Annotated in this window: 16 protein-coding genes; 7 read left to right on the top strand and 9 right to left on the bottom strand. The window is 70.6% G+C overall.

Translation table 11 applies throughout. The annotated features are described in order from the left end of the window. Positions 1-177: 177 nt before the first annotated feature. Positions 178-426, top strand: a complete 249-nt coding sequence (locus tag ACWD3C_RS12725; RefSeq protein WP_451143012.1) for a hypothetical protein — start codon at positions 178-180, stop codon at positions 424-426. On the opposite strand, the gene istB is transcribed toward ACWD3C_RS12725, so the two are convergent. Both istB and ACWD3C_RS12715 read right to left on the bottom strand, forming a co-directional pair. Continuing rightward, positions 416-1609: an IS21-like element helper ATPase IstB gene (gene istB / locus ACWD3C_RS12720; protein ID WP_451143010.1), complete on the bottom strand. Its 1194-nt coding sequence runs from the start codon at positions 1607-1609 to the stop codon at positions 416-418. The genes ACWD3C_RS12725 and istB overlap by 11 nt on opposite strands. A 131-nt stretch (positions 1610-1740) precedes the next feature. Further along, a complete protein-coding gene (locus ACWD3C_RS12715; protein ID WP_451143008.1) occupies positions 1741-2574 on the bottom strand; it encodes an SDR family oxidoreductase in 834 nt (277 codons plus the stop codon). A gap of 223 nt (positions 2575-2797) precedes the next feature. Here ACWD3C_RS12715 and ACWD3C_RS12710 point away from each other — a divergent pair, with 223 nt between their 5' ends. Next, complete coding sequence (locus tag ACWD3C_RS12710) at positions 2798-4684, top strand: glycoside hydrolase family 15 protein (protein WP_451143006.1); 1887 nt, start codon at positions 2798-2800, stop codon at positions 4682-4684. On the opposite strand, the gene ACWD3C_RS12705 is transcribed toward ACWD3C_RS12710, so the two are convergent. The 3 genes from ACWD3C_RS12705 to ACWD3C_RS12695 form a co-directional block, all read right to left on the bottom strand. Then, a complete protein-coding gene (locus ACWD3C_RS12705) occupies positions 4681-5919 on the bottom strand; it encodes a cytochrome P450 (RefSeq protein WP_451143004.1) in 1239 nt (412 codons plus the stop codon). The genes ACWD3C_RS12710 and ACWD3C_RS12705 overlap by 4 nt on opposite strands. A 343-nt stretch (positions 5920-6262) precedes the next feature. Next, entirely contained in the window at positions 6263-7657 is a 1395-nt protein-coding gene (locus ACWD3C_RS12700; RefSeq protein WP_451143002.1) for an NAD(P)/FAD-dependent oxidoreductase, read from the bottom strand. Continuing rightward, positions 7647-7883: a ferredoxin gene (locus ACWD3C_RS12695; RefSeq protein ID WP_451143000.1), complete on the bottom strand. Its 237-nt coding sequence runs from the start codon at positions 7881-7883 to the stop codon at positions 7647-7649. The genes ACWD3C_RS12700 and ACWD3C_RS12695 overlap by 11 nt, the downstream gene beginning before the upstream one ends. 250 nt (positions 7884-8133) lie before the next feature. Here ACWD3C_RS12695 and ACWD3C_RS12690 point away from each other — a divergent pair, with 250 nt between their 5' ends. After that, positions 8134-8811: a GAP family protein gene (locus ACWD3C_RS12690; RefSeq protein ID WP_451142998.1), complete on the top strand. Its 678-nt coding sequence runs from the start codon at positions 8134-8136 to the stop codon at positions 8809-8811. A 185-nt stretch (positions 8812-8996) separates the two neighbouring features. Continuing rightward, on the top strand, positions 8997-10667 hold the full coding sequence (locus ACWD3C_RS12685; RefSeq protein ID WP_451142996.1) for a DNA repair helicase XPB: 1671 nt from the start codon (positions 8997-8999) through the stop codon (positions 10665-10667). A gap of 19 nt (positions 10668-10686) precedes the next feature. Here the strand turns inward: ACWD3C_RS12685 and ACWD3C_RS12680 are convergent, their stop codons facing one another. Beyond that, positions 10687-10878, bottom strand: a complete 192-nt coding sequence (locus ACWD3C_RS12680; RefSeq protein ID WP_451142994.1) for a hypothetical protein — start codon at positions 10876-10878, stop codon at positions 10687-10689. Positions 10879-11370: 492 nt separating this feature from the next. Between ACWD3C_RS12680 and ACWD3C_RS12675 the strand changes: the two genes are divergently transcribed. Continuing rightward, complete coding sequence (locus tag ACWD3C_RS12675) at positions 11371-13338, top strand: HelD family protein (RefSeq protein ID WP_451143215.1); 1968 nt, start codon at positions 11371-11373, stop codon at positions 13336-13338. A gap of 59 nt (positions 13339-13397) precedes the next feature. Here the strand turns inward: ACWD3C_RS12675 and ACWD3C_RS12670 are convergent, their stop codons facing one another. From ACWD3C_RS12670 to ACWD3C_RS12660, 3 genes are all read right to left on the bottom strand, one after another. After that, complete coding sequence (locus ACWD3C_RS12670; protein ID WP_451142992.1) at positions 13398-14648, bottom strand: trypsin-like serine peptidase; 1251 nt, start codon at positions 14646-14648, stop codon at positions 13398-13400. Between the two features lie 187 nt (positions 14649-14835). Continuing rightward, a complete protein-coding gene (locus tag ACWD3C_RS12665; RefSeq protein WP_451142990.1) occupies positions 14836-15531 on the bottom strand; it encodes a copper homeostasis protein CutC in 696 nt (231 codons plus the stop codon). Positions 15532-15650: 119 nt separating this feature from the next. Then, on the bottom strand, positions 15651-16337 hold the full coding sequence (locus ACWD3C_RS12660) for a maleylpyruvate isomerase family mycothiol-dependent enzyme (protein ID WP_451142988.1): 687 nt from the start codon (positions 16335-16337) through the stop codon (positions 15651-15653). A 64-nt stretch (positions 16338-16401) separates the two neighbouring features. Here ACWD3C_RS12660 and ACWD3C_RS12655 point away from each other — a divergent pair, with 64 nt between their 5' ends. Continuing rightward, on the top strand, positions 16402-17073 hold the full coding sequence (locus tag ACWD3C_RS12655; protein ID WP_451143213.1) for an HD domain-containing protein: 672 nt from the start codon (positions 16402-16404) through the stop codon (positions 17071-17073). A gap of 20 nt (positions 17074-17093) precedes the next feature. Next, positions 17094-18182 (top strand): GNAT family N-acetyltransferase, encoded by a 1089-nt coding sequence (locus tag ACWD3C_RS12650; protein WP_451142986.1) that lies wholly within the window; start codon positions 17094-17096, stop codon positions 18180-18182. The last annotated feature ends 22 nt before the right edge of the window (positions 18183-18204 follow it).

The raw sequence follows: 18204 nt of genomic DNA, 5'->3' as shown, positions 1-18204 counted from the left end.
CGGGCGTACGCGGGAGTTCATGCACGCCACACCGAAGACACCCCACTTGTGGGGGACGTCGACCATACCTCTGGGGGATCTTGAGGGGCTGCCCGCATCGCGCCGCGGGCCGCTGGGCAGCCACGCGGTGTCTTCGACGTTTCGACGTACAGCATCCGAAAGGCGAGCGAAACCCTCATGCGTTCCAAGCCCCCCACGACCCGCACCCGTACCCGTACCCGCTCCTCCGTCCTGATCGCCTCCCTCACGGCCCTCATCTCGGCGGCGGCGCTGTTCGGCGTACTCGCCCCGCAGGCCACGGCGGTCCCGCCGCCCCTTCCGCCCCTGCCGCCCCTGCCCCTCCCGATCGCCGCCGGACCCCTGGCGACCGAGGGCCTGACCGTGGAGGGGCCGCTGATCAACAACCTCGTTCTGCCTACGCTGTAGCAGTGCGGCGCAGCCGATAGCTCTCCCCTTCGATGCGGACGATCTCGGCGTGGTGTGCCAGGCGGTCGACCATCGCCGGTGCGATCCCGCCGCCGAAGATCTCGTCCCAGCGGCCGAGCGGGCGGTCACTGGTCACGATCAGCGAGGACCGCTCGTAACGGTGCGCCACCAGCCGGAAGAACAGCTGGGCGGTGTCCGTGTCGAAGGGGAGGTAGCCGACCTCGTCCACGATCAGCACCGGGTACGCGTCGAGCGCGGCCAGTTCCTCGGCCAGCCGTCCCTCGCCCCGGGCCGTGGCCAGCCGCCCGGCCCAGTCGGCCGCCGTGGCGAACAGCACCTCGTGCCCGGCCTGGCAGGCCCGCGTCCCGAGGCCCACGGCGAGATGCGTCTTGCCGGTGCCGGGCGGCCCGACGAACACCACGTTCTCCCGCGCGGCGACGAAGTCCAGCTTCCCGAGCCGGGCCACGGTCTCCCGGTCGAAGGAGCGGGGGTGTTCCTCGTCGAAGTCCTCCAGCAGCTTGCGGGCCGGGAATCCGGCGGCACGGACGCGCTCCTCCGCACCGGCCGCCGCCACCGCGGGCGGGGCGGCCTGCGCGGGGACCGGCACGGAAACGGCGGCGGTCTCCGTCGAGGGTTCGGCGGGGGTTCCGTGCCCCTGGCTCACCCTGTGGAGGAGGTGATCGGACCGGGCGCCCATCGGACCCGACATGTACGCCAGGATCGCCGCCGAGACGATGAAGGCCATGTGGATCACCGTGCCCCAGAGCAGAGCGTGGTGCGAGGTGTGGTGCACGTCCACGAACATCTGCAGCAGATGAACGGACGAGATGCCCACGATGGCCGTGGCGAGCTTCACCTTCAGCACGTTGGAGTTGACGTGCGACAGCCATTCGGGCTGGTCACGGTGGCCCTGCAGGCCGATGCGCGACACGAAGGTCTCGTAGCCGCCGACGATCACCATGATCAGCAGGTTGGCGATCATGACGACGTCGACCAGCTTGAGCACCGCGAGCATCACGTACGTCTCGGTCGCCTGCCCGGTCACACAGCGCAGGATTAAGGCCCACAGCTCGTTGAAGAACTTGTAGACGTACACCCCCTGTGCCGCCACCAGGCCGAAGTACAGCGGGGCCTGGAGCCAGCGGGTGGCGAACAGGGCGTAGCCGAGCGTCGTCGTGGTCACGATCCGCCATTCTTCGGATCCACCGCCGAAAACGTGAATTCACATCACACTTTGGAATGAATAGACATTCAGTAGGACAGGACGCGCCTACAGATCTCGTCGCGGCGCCTGGCCGCGCGTGTGCCGCCGGGTCAGCCTCCGGTGGCGAAGCCGGGGAAGAGCGTCATCCCGCCGTCCACGTACAGGGTGGTACCGACCACATAGTCGAAGAGGTCGGACGCCAGAGCGGTGACCGCGGTGGCGATGTCCGCCGGGTCGCCGACCCTGCCGTAGGGGATCAGCCTGAGCAGGTCGGCCTCGGCTTCGGGGGTGTCCCAGGCGTCGCGGTTGATGGGGGTGCGGATCGCTCCCGGTGCCACCGCGTTGACGCGGATACGGTGCGGTGCCAGCTCCTGCGCCAGGGTCTGCATCATCATCTGTACGCCGCCCTTGGAAGCGGCGTAGTTGACGTGCCCTGCCCAGGGGATGATCTGGTGCACCGAGCTCATGCAGATGATCTTTCCCGCGGAGCGGGACACCGCGGGGACCACTCCTCGGCGCATGAACTCCTTCGCCGCCTCCCGCGCACACAGGAACTGCCCGGTCAGGTTGACGTCCAGGACCTTGCTCCACTGGTCGAGGGTCATCGTGGTGGCGGCGGCGTCCCGTTGCAGTCCGGCGTTCGCCACCAGGACGTCGATCGTGCCGAGCTCGTCCACCATGCGGGCGACCATGTCGACGACCTGGGCCTCCTGCGAGACGTCCGCCTCGTGTGCGTAGGCACGGACGCCGAGAGCCCTGATCTCCCGTACCACCTCCTCGGCGGCGTCCCGGCCCATGACGTAGTTGACGACCACATCGGCGCCCGCCCGGCCCAGGGCGATGGCGGCGGCCTTGCCGATACCCGAGTTGGCCCCGGTGACCAGGGCCTTCTGTCCTTTGAGCAGCGTGGGGACACGCGGGCGTTCCGTTGTGCCGTCGTCCATGGAGCGCCTCCGTAGCCGTGTCGTCCGCGTCTGTGCCGCCGCTTTCCCCCAAGGCAAACACCCGTGCTGCCGGGGGGGTACCGGGACGGTGCGACGGTGTGCGCCGTCCGGTGGAGGACTTCCGGCCGATGGAGCAGTGGCGGGACAGCGGCCGCCGCCCCTGTCGCGAACCTGCCGGAGTGGGGCGACAGTGGGAGGTGAGGTCACAAGAGACGAGATGATCATGGATCTCACGGATCGGTATCCGCACATCGAAGACCACGGCCTCGTCGGCGACCTGCAGACGGCCGCTCTGGTCTCTTCCCGGGGAGTTGTGGACTGGTTCCCGGCGCCTCGGTTCGACTCACCCAGTGTCTTCGCCGCCCTGCTCGACCACGACCGCGGCGGCTACTTCCGCTTCGCCCCCGACGTCCGGGGCGCCAACTGCAAGCAGCTCTACTATCCGGACACCGCGGTCCTGGTCACGCGGTTCATGACCCCTGACGGGGTCGGCGAGGTCTTCGACTTCATGCCGCCGGACCGTACGGGCACGCCCACGGACCGGCACGTCCTGGTCCGTGGTGTGCGGGCCGTACGCGGCACCATGCGCTTCGCTCTGGAGTGCCGGCCGCGATTCGACTACGGCCGCGCCGCCCACGGTCTCGACCTGCGGGACGGGACCGCCGTATTCCGGGCGCCGGATGTCACCGCGTACCTGCAGAGCACGTTTCCCCTGCGGCCCGAGGTCCAGGGCACACGGGACGTACGGGGGCAGGGTGCCCAGGACGTACGGGGTGAGGTCACGCTCCGTGCCGGGGAGGTCGCCACCGCCGTGCTCACGGTGAGCGGACCGGACGGGAAGGCGCCGCGTCCCCTGGTCCCGGGCGGCGTGATCGAGCAGCTGGAGGAGGTGGTGGACTTCTGGCAGCGATGGATACGCACCTCCCGCTACCGCGGCCGGTGGCCCGGCATGGTGCACCGTTCCGCCATCACCCTCAAACTGCTCACCTACGCCCCCACGGGTGCCCCCGTCGCGGCGGCCACCATGGGCCTGCCCGAGCAGATCGGAGGCGAACGGAACTGGGACTACCGCTACACCTGGGTCCGTGACGGCTCCCTGTCCGTACGCGCACTGCTCGACCTCGGCTTCGCCGAGGAGGCGGCGCGGTTCACGAGCTGGCTGGGAGACCGCCTCCGAGGCCAGGAGGGCGCCGGAGAAGAGCCTCTGCAGATCATGTACCGGGTCGATGGGGATCCCCTGCTGACGGAGGAGGTCCTGGAGCACTTCGAGGGCTACCGGGGGTCGTACCCGGTGCGGGTCGGGAACGCCGCCGCCGACCAGTTGCAGCTCGACATCTACGGCGAGGCCCTGTACGCCCTGGCGGAGGGCCGCGAGATCGCCATGCGGGCCGGTTACCACGGCTGGAAGAACCTCGCCCGGACCCTGGACTGGCTCGTCGACTCCTGGGACCGCTCCGACGAAGGCATCTGGGAGACCCGTGGCGGGCGCCAGGACTTCACCTTCAGCCGGGTCATGTCCTGGGTCGCCTTCGACCGCGGGCTGCGACTGGCGGCCGAGTACAGCCGTCCCGCGGACACGGCCCGCTGGACCGCCGCCCGGGACGCCATCCTGGAGCAGGTGATGGAGCGCGGATGGAACGCGAAGGAGCAGAGCCTCGTCCAGTGCTACGGCGGCGATGTCCTGGACGCGTCCCTCCTGCTCATCCCCCGTGTCGGATTCCTGGCCCCGCGCACCGAGAGCTGGCTGTCGACGCTGGACGCGATGGACCGCACGCTGGTCTCCGACAGCCTGGTGTACCGCTACGACCCCACGGCCTCCCCCGATGGCCTGCGTGGCTCGGAAGGCAGCTTCAGCCTGTGCACCTTCCTGTACGTGGACGCGCTGGCCCGGGCCGGCCGTCTCCGGCCGGCCCGCTACGCCTTCGAGAAGATGCACACCTACGCCAACCACGTCGGCCTCTTCGCCGAGGAGATCGGTCCCAGCGGCGAGCAACTGGGCAACTTCCCGCAGGCGTTCACCCATCTGGCGCTGATCATGGCGGCCGCCACCCTCGACGACGCGCTCGACCGGCAGCGCGACGGCGCCGGGGTCCCCGGGGGGAGTCCCTAGGGCCTGAGGCCGTCGAAGGCGACCTCCAGATGCCGGGGCCCGCGGAGGACCGCGTTCTGGCGGTACGGGGGCGGGTCCTCCACCAGGCGGGGATTGTCGAGCCGGCGGGCCAGCTCGGTCAGGGCGATCTGGGCCTCCAGCCTGGCGAGGGGAGCGCCGAAGCAGCTGTGGATGCCGCTGCCGAATCCCAGGTGCTGGTTGTCCGGACGCTCGGGGATGAAGCGGTCGGGGTCGAGGAAGCGCTGGGGATCCCGGTTGCCCGAGGCGAGCACCAGCCAGAGGGAGGCGGCTCTGGGGATGGTGGTCCCGGCGATGTCGATGTCCGTGAGCGTGGTGCGCTGGGGCAGGAGGTGTACCGGCGGCTCGTAGCGCAGCAGCTCTTCCACCATCGGGACGGCCAGGCCGGGGTCGTCACGCAGCCGCTGGAGGACGTCGGGGTGACGCAGCAGGGTGAGCATTCCGTTGGTGATCAGGTTGACCGTGGTCTCGTGGCCGGCGATCAGCAGCAGGGCCGAGGTGCTGAGCATTTCCAGCGGGGACATCTCGCCGTCCGGTCCGTGGCCGGTGGCCATGGCGGAGAGCATGTCGTCGCGGGGCGAGCGGCGGCGCTCCTCGATCAGGCCGGAGAGATAGGCGGCGAGCTCGGTACGTGCCTGGCGGACGGTCTGCAGCTGCGCTTCGCGCTCCTGAGCCGACGCCTGTGACGGGTCGATGCTGGCGGCGAGGATGTCGGCCCAGACGTGGAAGCGTGGCTCGTCCTCGTGGGGGATACCCAGCAGCCTGCAGATCACCGTGACGGGGAAGGGGTAGGAGAAGTTGTCGACGAGGTCGATCCGGTCCCGGTCCCGGAAGCCGTCGATGAGTTCACCGACGATGGAGGCGAGTTCGCCGCGCATGTCGAAGATCCGTCGGGGGGTGTGCGGGGGCCCGAAGGACCTCATGGCCAGCCGCCGCAGCCGATCGTGCTCGGGAGGGTCGAGCTTGAGGAAGGTGGGCGGCAGGTTCGGGTCATCCTCCTGGCTGAGGGGCCTGGGGGCGTCGGGGCTCAGGTTGCGGACGTCGGAGCTGACGCGAGGGTCGTGGAGCAGACTGCGGATCTCCCAGTAGGTGCTGACCAGATACGGCCCCTCCGCGTCCCGGACGACAGGCGTCTTACGGAGTTCGGCGTACAGGGGGTAGGGGTCGGCGCGGTTGGCGTGATCGGTGATCTGGTGCAGGAGCGCGGCCGAGGCCATGGGCGGATTCCTTTCGGGGCGTTCCGGGTCATTCGTAAGAGCCTGTGTCACATCTCCGGCCGGATCAGCGCACGGCGGCGATGGGGGTACATCCCGCGCGAACTCGGTTCGAGCGTGGGGGAGCGTGCGATCGCAAGGCGCCGGAGCGCCCTCGATGGGGGTGCCCCCGCGCGAGCCGAGCGAAGCCGGTTCGAGCGTGGGGGAGGAGCCACGTGGGCGTTTCGGCAACGCGGCTGGGGGTCCCCCCACGCCCTTAAGGCAGTGGGGGAGTGCGTGCCAGGCGGCGGGCGCCCGGCCGGGGATGTGACACAGGCTCCAGGGGCGTCCGTGCCCGGTACGCGGGTCAGGCGCGTGCGGGGGTGAATGAGATCCGCCGCTCGGACGGCGAGTAGCCACTGAGCGTGACCGTGGGGCCGTGGTTGGGGAGTGAGGGGTCGGGGAAGCCGGCCGGCACGGGGTGCATCCCCTCGGGCCTCCGGTCGACGGTGGGGAACTCGGGCGGGAACGACGCGGCCTGTTCGATCTGCCGCTGGTAGAACTCCAGCCATTTGCCCTGGTCGAAGGTGACGGCTGCGATCATGCGGCCCTGGTGCCCGTAGACCGCGGTGAAGCGGCGCTCGGTGAGTGAGCCCTGGGTGACGATGAGTTCCTCCCCCATGGAGGGCACCCCGATGGACTTGATGTTGATGCCGAACTGGGCGGACCAGAAGGCGGGCGTCTCGATGTGCGGACGGCGGTCCCAGCTGGCGTTGATCATGTTGTGTGCCGCGACCTCGGCCTGGGCGACCGCGTTGCCCCAGTGTTCGAGAGACAGGAACTGGTAGCCGAACAGCGGCTGCGGGGAGCGGGCGACATCTCCGGCGGCGAAGACATCGTCGGTGACGATGCCCCGGACGTCGAAGGCCCGGCATCCGGCGTCGCAGGCGATCCCGCGCGGGCCGGCGGCCAGACCGGATCCCGCGAGCCACTCGGTGTTGCGGGTCGCGCCGAGGCACACGACCGCCACGTCGACCTCGACCGCGGTGCCGTCGGACAGGTGGGCGCACCTCAGCCGCCCCGCGGAGTCCCCCTCCAGTCCGGTGACCATCACCCCGCACCGCAGATCGACACCGTGCTCACGCTGGAGATCCGCGGCCACCTCGCCCACCACGCTGCCGAGCGCACCCACCAGCGGTGCCTGGCCGCGCTCCGCGACCGTGACGGGAAGTCCCCGCTCACGGCAGACGGAGGCGATCTCGGAGCCGGTGAATCCGGCCCCGATCACCAGGACCCGGCGCGGCCCCGCGCTCAGCTTGCGGTGCAGCCGCTCGGCGTCGTCTTTGGTCCGCAGGACGAAGACCCCGTCGAGCTCGGCCTCCAGCTCGTGCGGCCAGGGCCGGGCCCGGACACCAGTGGTGATCAGCAGCCGGTCGTACTCCACCGTGTCGCCGCCGTCGAGGTGCACACGCTTGCCCGCCACATCCAGTCCGGTGGCCGCGGCGCCGAGCCGCCACCGCGCGTCCAGCGGTCGGCGCCGGGGCAGGGCCGTATGGTCCGACGGCACCTTGCCGAGCAGGACCTGCTTGGACAGCGGCGGTCGGTCGTACGGTTCGTGGGGCTCGTCACTGACCAAGGTCAGCGTGCCCGTGAAGCCTTCCTCACGGAGTGTCTCGGCGGCCCGCAGCCCCGCCAGGGAGGCACCCACGACGACAATGTGCCCCTCGCGCCGGAGCCTCTCAAGAGAACCGTCAACCGACATGGGAAGCCCCCACCTTCTGTTCGATGCTCTCCCCGTCCGGGCTCTCCACGGTGATGGCCTTGACGGGGCACGCCTCCGCCGCCCGCCGTACGTGCTCGCGCTGCGCGTCGTCGGCCCGCGGGTCGTACATCAACGCCTCGTCACCGTGCATGGTGAACACCTCCGGCGCGAGGAAGGCGCACTGGGCGTACCCCTGACATCGGTTGAGATCAACGACAAGCCTCATGGGATCTCCAGCTCCATACGGCGCGATGGGCCTCCAGCTTCGAAGGGCCTCGGCAGGTGCGCATGCCCACCGGGCCCAACGGGGTGAGGCGCCGCGGGAGGAGCGACCGCGCGGCGCTGCGGCCGGGGCGCGTGGCTCACCCGTTCACCGCGCGTGCCGCGCGGTCGGTGCGTACACGGTCGGATGATGGCGGCGGGTGGAATCCGCCGAGTCAGGTCGGCCGGGCCCCGATCACCGCCCGGAGGCAGCCATGGGCAGGACACTCGGCGAGGTGCTGAGCCTGGCCGCGGGTGTCGCGATCAGCCCGCTCCCCGTCATGGCGATCATTCTCGTCCTCGCCACACCCCGAGGCCGTCGCAACGGCTTGCTGTTCCTCGCGGGCTGGGTTCTGGGGCTGTCGGCTCTCGGCGCTGTGATGCTGGCGATCGCCGGCCCGGCGGAAGCCTCCGTCGAAAAGCAGCCGGCCCGGTGGGTGGGCGGACTGAAACTCGGCCTGGGAGTGCTGCTCCTCCTGTCCGGCGCCCGGCAGTGGCGACGGCGTCCCGCGGACCCCTCGCAGGTGCAGCTGCCGAAATGGATCGCTGCGATCGACCGTCTCTCACCGGTCAAGATCTTCGGGCTTGCGGTGGCGCTGTCGGCGGCCAACATCAAGAACGCCCCGCTGACCATCGCCGCGAGTGCCGCGATCGCGGCGTCCGGGATTCCCGTCGGGCAGCAGGTCGCGTCGCTGACGGTATTCGTGATCATCGCATCGCTCGGGCTTCTGGTGCCCCTGGGTGTCTACCTGGTCATGGGCGAGCGGGCGCAGCGGACGCTCGGCAGCTGGAAGGACTGGTCCGCGCAGCACAACACCGCTGTGCTTGCCGTCCTGTTCTTCGTACTCGGACTGAGGCAGCTGGGGGACGGCATCGGCATCCTCATCTCCTGACCACCTCGCATGATCTCCTGACCACCTCGCACGCCGCGCGTCGGCGCTCGGGAGAAGTCGTCGCGTCCGTTTCCCGCGATAGGCGAACATGGATAGCGGCGCGCATACCCGGCGCGCCGGCCGGAACGCCGTTCCGGCGCCGGGCACGGGGCATGGCCCGAGCCGTGACAGGTGTGGTGTCTGTCATGCTGACGATCCAATCCGCGGAGGTACGCGTGTCCTGCCTAATCGTCCAGAGCGACAAGACCCTGCTCCTCGAAGTCGACCACGAGCAGGCCGATGACTGCCGCCGGGCGATCGCACCGTTCGCGGAGCTGGAGCGGGCTCCGGAGCACATCCACACGTATCGGGTGACGCCGCTGGGGCTGTGGAACGCGCGGGCGGCCGGGCATGACGCCGAGCAGGTCGTGGACGCGTTGGTGCAGTACAGCCGGTATCCGGTGCCGCACGCGCTGCTCGTGGACATCGCCGAGACGATGGACCGGTACGGGCGGCTGACGCTCAGCAAGCATCCGGCCCACGGACTGGTGCTGACCACCACCGACCGGCCCGTGCTCGAAGAGATCCTGCGGTCGAAGCGGGTCGCTCCGCTCGTGGGCACCCGGATCGATCCGGACAGCGTCGCCGTGCATCCGTCCGAGCGCGGGCAGATCAAGCAGGTGCTGCTGAAGCTGGGGTGGCCGGCCGAGGATCTCGCCGGGTACGTCGACGGTGAGGCGCATCCGATCGAGCTGGCCGAGGACGGGTGGGCGCTGCGGCCGTACCAGAAGCAGGCCGTGGAGAACTTCTGGCACGGCGGGTCAGGGGTTGTCGTACTGCCCTGTGGGGCCGGCAAGACGCTTGTCGGGGCCGGGTCCATGGCTCAGGCCAAGGCGACCACCCTCATCCTTGTCACGAACACCGTCTCCGCCCGGCAGTGGAAGCACGAGCTCGTGAGGCGCACGAGTCTCACCGAGGACGAGATCGGTGAGTACAGCGGGACGCGGAAAGAGATCCGGCCCGTCACCATCGCCACGTATCAGGTGCTCACCACGAAGCGGAAGGGGATCTATCCCCACCTGGAGCTCTTCGACTCCCGCGACTGGGGGCTCATCGTCTACGACGAGGTGCATCTGCTGCCCGCGCCCGTCTTCAAGTTCACCGCTGATCTGCAGGCGCGGCGGCGGCTGGGGCTCACGGCCACGCTCGTGCGGGAGGACGGGCGGGAGTCGGACGTGTTCTCGCTCATCGGGCCCAAGCGGTTCGACGCTCCGTGGAAGGAGATCGAGGCGCAGGGGTACATCGCGCCCGCCGACTGTGTCGAGGTGCGGGTCAATCTGACGGAGTCCGAGCGGCTCGCGTACGCCACGGCCGAGACCGAGGAGAAGTACCGCTTCTGTGCGACGACCGCGACCAAGCGGAAGGTAGCGGAGGCGCTCGTACGGCGCTTCGCGGGGCAGCAGATCCTCGTCATCGGGCAGTACATCGACCAGCTCGACGAGCTGGGCGAGCACTTGGACGCGCCGGTCATCAAGGGGGAGACCTCCAACGCTCAGCGGGAGAAGCTCTTCGACGCGTTCCGGGAGGGTGAGATCAGCGTCCTCGTCGTGTCCAAGGTCGCCAATTTCTCCATCGACCTGCCGGAGGCAACCGTCGCCATTCAGGTGTCGGGGACCTTCGGGTCGCGGCAGGAGGAGGCGCAGCGGCTGGGGCGGGTGCTGCGGCCGAAGGCCGACGGGCATCAGGCCCACTTCTACTCGGTCGTGGCGCGGGACACCCTCGACCAGGACTTCGCCGCCCATCGCCAGCGGTTCCTGGCCGAGCAGGGGTACGCCTATCGGATCATGGACGCGGACGAGCTGCTCGCGGAGAGCTGAGGCCGGGCGGGCGGGCCGGTCACCTACGGCGTACGCCCGCCTCCTCCGCGTACTCACCGAGCACGATCACTCTGAACGCCGCGCCCGCGAACACCCTGATCGCGCGCAGGGCGTCACCTATGCGATGGTGCTGTTGGCCGTCGGCCAGTGCGCTCGCGCCGCTCGGCCGGCCGTGTCGGCCAGGGGCTGGGGAGAAGGTCGCTGCACTCATGACTCCATGATGGGACTCGGGCCCACGGATTGCGTCGGTCCAGAGACCTAACCTCCAGGGCCCTCGCCTCACCCTCAGGTCGCTCCCTCGTCACCCTCAGGTCCGCCCTCAGGTCCGCCCTCCCGTACGTCTCCGGAGTGACCTGATCCCCTAGGGGGACCTGGTCCAGTGCACGGGGCACGGGGCACGAGGCTCGTGCACTGGACACGGGGCCCGGGATCCGTGCACTGGACACGGGGTCCGGGGCCCGTGCCCGGAAAACGGTTGGCCCCCGCCCCTCCCCCTCACCTAAACTCTCCGCTCTTGCCCGCCTCCCGACGTGGAGCGCCGCCGTCCGGACGGAAACCGGTCGGCTCCCTCAGACACACGCTCAGCAGTCGCACGCTCACGCAGCAGGCCCCCGGAGGCACCCCCTTGTCCACGTCCACGTCCGACGACCCCCTCTCCCGTGAACGCTCCCACCTCACCGCCTCCCGGGCCGCCCTCCGCGCGATGCGCAAGGACGTGGAGTCGCTCGACATCCGGGACGTCACCGCGAACTGGGTGAACGCCGAAGCGCTCGCCCACCAGATCGACGAGCGGATCAAGGCACTCGCCGACCTCAGTGGCACCCCGCTCTTCTTCGGCCGCCTCGACTATCTGCATGAACCGGGCGCCGACCAGGCAGAGGGGGCGGAGGGCGAGAAGTTCTACATCGGGCGCCGGCATGTGCACGACGCCGACGGCGACCCCATGGTCATCGACTGGCGCGCGCCCGTGTCGCAGCCGTTCTACCGGGCGTCCAAGACGGACCCGATGGATGTCGCGCTGCGCCGCCGGTTCGGCTACACGGGCGGGGACCTCACCGCGTACGAGGACGAGCACCTCTCGGACCCGACCGAGGCGGCGGCCGCCACCAGCAAGCTGCTCCAGCAGGAGATCGAGCGCCCGCGCGTCGGCCCGATGCGGGACATCGTGGCGACCATCCAGCCCGAGCAGGACGAGATCGTACGGTCGGACCTGTCCGGCTCGCTGTGCGTACAGGGCGGCCCGGGCACCGGGAAGACCGCCGTCGGCCTCCACCGCGTCGCGTACCTCCTCTACGCCCACCGTGAGCGCCTCGCCCGCACCGGCACCCTGGTCATCGGGCCGAACCGCTCCTTCCTCCACTACATCGAGCAAGTGCTGCCCGCGCTCGGCGAGTTGGAGGTCAAGCAGGCGACCGTCGACGACCTGGTCGCGCATGTCGAGGTGCGGGGGACCGACGACGCGGCCACCGCCGTCGTCAAGGGCGACGCCCGTATGGCGGAGGTGCTCCGCCGGGCCGTCCGCTCGCACGTCACGCCGCCCACCGAACCGGTCGTGGTCGTACGCGGCTCCCGGCGCTGGCGCGTACCGGCGTACGAACTCGAAGACATGGTGCGGGAGTTGCTCGACCGCGACATCCGCTACGGCGCCGCCCGCGAGGCCCTGCCGCAGCGGATCGCGCACGCCGTACTCGTGCAGATGGAGCGCTCGGGCGAGGCCCCCGACGACCGCGTGCAGGACGCCGTGGCCCGCAACCCCGCGGTGAAGGCCGCCGTGAAGGCGATCTGGCCGCCCGTCGACCCGGCGAAACTCGTCCTGCGCCTCCTCTCCGACGCGGACTTCCTCGCCGTACACGCGGACGGCATCCTGACGGAGGACGAGCAGAAGGCCATCCTCTGGGCCAAGCCCGCGCGGAGCACGAAGACCGCCAAGTGGTCAGCCCCCGATGCCGTGCTGATCGACGAGGCGACCGACCTCGTGCAGCGCACGCACTCCCTCGGGCATGTCGTGCTCGACGAGGCGCAGGACCTGTCCGCCATGCAGTACCGGGCCGTCGGCCGCCGCTGCACCACCGGTTCCGCGACCGTCCTCGGCGACCTCGCGCAGGGCACCACGCCCTGGGCCACGCGGAGTTGGGAGGAGGCGCTCGGGCATCTCGGGAAGCCGGACGCGCTGGTCGAGGAGCTGACGGCCGGTTTCCGCGTACCGACCGACGTCATCACCTACGCCTCCCGCCTCCTCCCCCACATCGCGCCCGGCCTGACCCCGGTCGCCTCGGTCCGTGAGAACCCGGGCTTCTTCGAGGTACGGCCCATCGCGTCCGACGCCCAAGTGGTCGCCGCCTGCGAGGAGTTGCTCCGCAACGAGGGCTCGGTCGGTCTCATCGCCGCCGACGCCCGCGTCCCCGCCCTGGCCGAGGCGCTCTCGGCGGCCGGGATCAGCTGTCTCGCGCCGGGCGAGGAGACGACGTACGAGACCCGGCTCACCCTCGTACCGGCCTCGCTCGCCAAGGGACTTGAGTACGACTACGTCGTACTGGACGAGCCGCGAGCCGTCGTCGACGGCGAACCGGACGAACGGACCGGCCTGCGCCGCCTGTACGTGGCGCTGACGCGAGCGGTGTCGGGCCTGATCGTGACGCACGCAGCACCGCTGCCGCCCCAGCTGGGCTGACGCACCGCGGCCCCCCGGCACAACGCCATAACGCCGGGGGCCGCAGAAAAGCAGCAGGCCTACTTGAACTTGTTGCTGGTCGCCACGTACACCTGCTTGGCGTTCTTGCCGAGCCGCGGTCCCGTGATGAACGACGACCGGTCACTCAGGGAGTTGTTCGACACCAGATACGTACGGCCCTTGTGGCGCATGAACCAAGGTCCGCCCGAGGCGCCGCCGTTCATGGTGCAGCCGACCATGTACTGGGCCGGGTGCCTGCTCGGGTAGCGGGTGCCGAGCACGAAGCGCTTGGTGGCGCCCTGGCAGTGGTACATCTTCGAGCCGTCGTACGGGGACTCGGCCGGGTAGCCGCGGACCTTCATGTTCTTGACCTTGTTGGCGGCCGGGGCGTTGAACCACACCGGAAGCGCCGAACCGAGCCGTTCCTCCAGGGACTTGGAGCCGCTCTCGGGCTTCACATGCAGTACGGCGTAGTCGTACGCGGCGGCCGTCGTGCCCTTGCTGGCCGCGCCGCCCTTGATCCAGGCGCCGGAGGTGGTGGCCCAGTCGACCCAGTACAGGCCGTACGGGGAGACGTTCTTGGCGCGGTAATTGCGCGCCGCCTGCTGGATGTTGAGCTTGGCGCTGTTGTTGAAGGAGGGCGAGAAGGCGATGTTGCGGTACCAGCCGCCGCCCTTGCCCGCGTGCACACAGTGGCCGGCGGTCCACACGAGGTTGGACTTGCCGGGGTGCGCGGGGTCCTTCACGACCGCCGCCGAGCAGACGCTCGACCCCTGGGGCGTGGTGAAGAAGAGCTTGCCCACGGGCGGGGCGTGGCGGTGGTACGTCGCCTTGACCTTCGCCGCCCGCTGCTTGCGCACCTTGCCGTCGGGCATCCACGCCCTGGTGGTGCCGCCGGACCCGGAGGCCGTGTTGCCGGCCTCGACCATGCCGGGCATCGAGGCCTTGGCATCGGCGATGCGCTCGGGCGTCCAGAAGTCCTCGATGTACGGGTTGGCGAAGTCCTCGGCCTTGGATGCCCAGTCGTCGAAGTCTTCCCAGCCGCCCTCCTGCCACTTCTGCAGGGCGTCGCCGGTGAGTTCGGTGGGCAGGCCCTCGGGGAGCTTGAGGCCCCCGATGGTCGTGTCACCGTCACTGTTCTCGCCCGTGTCGATGTCCGCGGTGTCCGCGGTGTCCGACTGGGCGGTGGACGACGCGTCCGCACCGGCCTTCGTCTCGTCGTCCGTCTTGCTGCAGGCCGTGGTGGTGACCAGCACCGCGGCGATCACGGCAGCGGCTGCCGCGAGGCCGCGGCGGCGTATGGATGGCATGGAGCCTTGTCCCCCTGTGACTGAAACATGTCATGCCCCGGTTCGACCGAAGCGCTTCAACTATGCACGTCGGAGGGCAGAGAGTGATCGCCGAGGGCCGTTCCGCACACAACAACTACGTGGCGGATATCGATCCGTGACGTGACATCACATCAGGCCCAGGGCTGGGGAGAAGAAGACCGGTCGGTCACCCGTCCAGTGCCGTACGCCATTCCCGTACGGCACTGGCGGCGACCGGCGCGGCCCAGCCGCCCGGCCGGGCCGCGCCCCCGACGTGGAAGGCGTCGACGCCCGCGGCGCGCAGGCGCGGGAGGTGGTCGAGGCGGAGGCCGCCGCCGACGAGGAGGCGTTGGGTGTGGCCGGGCTCGCGGCGGCGGGCGGACTCGGCCTCGGCGAGGAGGACGGGCAGGCCGGCGTCGACGCCGTCCGCCGACCCGGCCGTGAGGTAGGTGTCGAGTCCCGGCAGGTCGGCGAGCTGCTTGCGCAGGGCGTCGCGGTCGGCGGCGCGGTCGATCGCCCGGTGGAACGTCCACCGGCACCCGTCCAGCTCCCCCGCCAGCCGCTCCACGGCCTCCGGATCGGCCCCGCCGTCCTCCCCCAGGAACCCGAACACGAACTCCTCGGCCCCAGCGCCCCGCATCTCCCGCGCGCCCCGGAGCAAGGCGTCGACATCTCTCGCCGCGAACCCGTCCCCCGGCCGCAGCATCACCCGCACCGGGATGTCCACCGCCGCCCTGACCTCGACGAACGTCCCGACCGACGGCGTGAGCCCGTCCGCGGCCATGTCGGTGACCAGCTCCAGCCGGTCCGCCCCTCCGGCCTGAGCGGCGACCGCGTCCTCCGCGTCGAGGGCGATCACCTCCAGGAGCGCACGCGTGGCCATAGGACCCCTTCCTCGGATGTCGTCGGCCCTCTGGAGGGTCCCTGGAGCGGCTACAGGTCTAGTCCAATCTAAGGGTACGACGACCGAAGGGGCCCTTCACCCACAGAGAACCGGCTCCGTCACCCGTAAATGTTCAACTCCCCCTCCGTCACCCCCACCAACTCGTACCGCGTCCCCGTCAACGGCCGCCCCGTGTGCAGCCGTACGAGGGTGGCGGCGTCGCCGATGTAGCGGGCCGGTGAGGTGTCGCCGGAAGGGGCGCCCAGGAAGAGCGGCTCGTCCATGTCGTCGAGGTCGGCGTGGAGGGACGGGCGGCCCCGCTCGTGGGTGAGGTGGGCCAGGAGGGTGAGGGCGAGGGGCAGGGCCTCGCCCGCGTACGCGCCCGGCTCTCCCCAGGCGTCCCGTACGTCACCAGCGTGAACCCACTCGCCGAGGCCCACCCCGTCGAGGGCGCCACCGGCCTTGGCGATGGCCGGGCCCGCTTCCGTCATGCCCCGTTCCAGTTCGTCGAGGACGGCGGAGAGGGGCCAGTCGGCGCGTTCGGCGATGTCGCGGTCGTTGGACTCGGGGCTGAAGACGCCCTCCTCGAACCGCCTCTCCACCACCCTCGTCAACGCCGCCGAGCAGTGCGCCAGCACATGCCGCACCGTCCACCCCGGACACGCGGTCCGCACCGCGAAGTCCTCCTCCGGCCGGGCCCGCAACAGCGGGAGCAGCACGTCCCGCTCGACGGCCAGGAGCCTTCCGGGCAGTTCGGGGTCCCGTTCACGTACGTGGTGTGCGTCTGCAGGAGTCACAGGAGTCATGGGCCCACGCTATGAGGACACCACCGCCGGGCACAGCCTCCCGCGCGACCCGCACAATGCCCGCATGCCCAACGACTTGCCCCACGACCAGCCCCACGACTTCGACACGCTCCGCTCCCGCTGGCTCCGCACCCTCCTCCCCGCCCGCGACGGCGCCGAGCACCCCGACCCCTCCCTCTACGCCGACAACCTGCTCAAACGCTGGTCGGAGCCGCAGCGCAAGTACCACACCGTCGATCACCTGACCGCGGTCCTGGACCACATCGACGTACTGGAGGAGTACGCGGCGGACCCGGACCTCGTACGGCTGGCGGCCTGGTTCCACGACGCCGTGTACCTCCCGGAGCGGTCCACGAACGAAGAACGCTCCGCCCGCCTGGCCGAACGCGCCCTCCCCGAGGCAGGGGTGCCCGGGGCGAAGGCGGCGGAGGTCGCCCGCCTGGTCCGCCTCACCGTCACCCACGACCCCGCGCCCGGCGACACCAACGGCGCCGTCCTCTGCGACGCCGACCTCGCGATCCTGGCGGCGCCCCCGGAGGCGTACGAGCGCTACACGGCCGCCGTCCGCGAGGAGTACGCCTTCGTACCCGACGACGCCTTCCGCGCGGGCCGCGCCGCCGTACTGCGCCAGCTGCTCGCCCTGCCGAGGCTGTTCAGGACGCCGTACGGGGAGCGGGAGTGGGAGGCGGCGGCGCGCCGGAACATCGGCGCGGAAATCGATCGCCTCCGCACCTGATCCTCCCTATCCTCACGGCCATGCGGCCTATGGGTGGGGACCAGGTACAGGAAGCCGTCGCGCACAGCCTCGGGCTGCTGCGGACGGCCGTCGAGCAGGACTGGACGGGGGCCAAGGCCGGACGTCTGGAGTGGAGTTGCCGCGAGACGGCGGTGCACGTCGCCGACTGTCTGCTCGGGTACGCGGCGAACCTGGCGGGGCGGGTGACCGAGGGCTGGGTACCCTTCGAACTCGCCATGGACGACGAGGCCGGCGACGACGGCGTGCTCCAGGCCATCGAGACAACGGCCACGCTGCTCGCCGTCACCGTCCGCGCCACACCCCGGCACGTCCGCGCCTTCCACCCGGCCCCGTTCCGCGCCGCCGACCGCGAGGGCTTCGCCGCGATGGGCGTGACGGAGATCCTGCTCCACACGCACGACATCGCCGAGGGCCTGGGCCTGCCGCCGTACGAGGCCCCGGCCGAGCTCTGCGCGGACGTCCTCATCCGCCTCTTCCCGCACGTCCGGCCCGGCCCCGCCCCCTGGCCCACCCTCCTGTGGGCGACCGGCCGCGCGGACCTGCCCGGCCGCGCCCCCGTCACCGAGTGGCGCTGGAGCAACCCGCTCCACATCCCCGCCGAGCGCCTCGTCCTCCAAGGCGTGACCCCCGCGGCCGCCACCGATCTCGCCCTGGGCGGCACCGGCGGGTTCGAGTGGATCGAGGGCGGACCGGTCGAGGGGACGCGGACCGGCGCCGGGATGCTGCTCAAGGCGTACGAGGCCGGGACGCACCGGCCCGAGTGGGGCATGTTCGCGCTGGTCCGCACGGAGGACGGCCGCGCGATCGGCGCCCTGGGCTTCCACGGCGCCCCCGACGACGAGGGCCGCACCGAGATCGGCTACGACCTGGTCGAATCCGCCCGCGGCCACGGCTACGCCACCGAGGCGCTGCGCGCGCTGGCCGACTGGGCGCGGGGGCGAGAGGATGTCCGGTCCCTGTTCGCGGTCGTCGACAAGGTCAACACCCCGTCGCAGGGGGTTGTTTCGCGCGCCGGGTTCAGCCGGGTCGGTGACGAGGGGGAGGACGGGGAGCAGTTCGCGTACGAACTGCGGTTCCGATCTGCGTAGTTGAGACCGGAAGACACTGTGC

It is taken from the genome of Streptomyces sp. NPDC002845 (assembly GCF_053591955.1).
Note: the sequence above shows the minus strand (reverse complement) of the source record. Positions and strands in the feature narration are given on the sequence as shown.

Excerpts from the sequence above, each read along its gene's own strand:
- ACWD3C_RS12710 (WP_451143006.1), top strand. The coding sequence starts at position 2,798 with ATGGATCTCACGGATCGGTATCCGCACATCGAAGACCACGGCCTCGTC.
- ACWD3C_RS12655 (WP_451143213.1), top strand. The coding sequence starts at position 16,402 with ATGCCCAACGACTTGCCCCACGACCAGCCCCACGACTTCGACACGCTC.
- ACWD3C_RS12690 (WP_451142998.1), top strand. The coding sequence starts at position 8,134 with ATGGGCAGGACACTCGGCGAGGTGCTGAGCCTGGCCGCGGGTGTCGCG.
- ACWD3C_RS12660 (WP_451142988.1), bottom strand. The coding sequence starts at position 16,337 with ATGACTCCTGTGACTCCTGCAGACGCACACCACGTACGTGAACGGGAC.
- ACWD3C_RS12685 (WP_451142996.1), top strand. The coding sequence starts at position 8,997 with ATGCTGACGATCCAATCCGCGGAGGTACGCGTGTCCTGCCTAATCGTC.
- ACWD3C_RS12695 (WP_451143000.1), bottom strand. The coding sequence starts at position 7,883 with ATGAGGCTTGTCGTTGATCTCAACCGATGTCAGGGGTACGCCCAGTGC.
- ACWD3C_RS12715 (WP_451143008.1), bottom strand. The coding sequence starts at position 2,574 with ATGGACGACGGCACAACGGAACGCCCGCGTGTCCCCACGCTGCTCAAA.
- ACWD3C_RS12670 (WP_451142992.1), bottom strand. The coding sequence starts at position 14,648 with ATGCCATCCATACGCCGCCGCGGCCTCGCGGCAGCCGCTGCCGTGATC.
- ACWD3C_RS12665 (WP_451142990.1), bottom strand. The coding sequence starts at position 15,531 with ATGGCCACGCGTGCGCTCCTGGAGGTGATCGCCCTCGACGCGGAGGAC.
- ACWD3C_RS12700 (WP_451143002.1), bottom strand. The coding sequence starts at position 7,657 with ATGTCGGTTGACGGTTCTCTTGAGAGGCTCCGGCGCGAGGGGCACATT.
- ACWD3C_RS12675 (WP_451143215.1), top strand. The coding sequence starts at position 11,371 with ATGCGCAAGGACGTGGAGTCGCTCGACATCCGGGACGTCACCGCGAAC.
- ACWD3C_RS12725 (WP_451143012.1), top strand. The coding sequence starts at position 178 with ATGCGTTCCAAGCCCCCCACGACCCGCACCCGTACCCGTACCCGCTCC.
- ACWD3C_RS12680 (WP_451142994.1), bottom strand. The coding sequence starts at position 10,878 with ATGAGTGCAGCGACCTTCTCCCCAGCCCCTGGCCGACACGGCCGGCCG.
- ACWD3C_RS12705 (WP_451143004.1), bottom strand. The coding sequence starts at position 5,919 with ATGGCCTCGGCCGCGCTCCTGCACCAGATCACCGATCACGCCAACCGC.
- ACWD3C_RS12650 (WP_451142986.1), top strand. The coding sequence starts at position 17,094 with ATGCGGCCTATGGGTGGGGACCAGGTACAGGAAGCCGTCGCGCACAGC.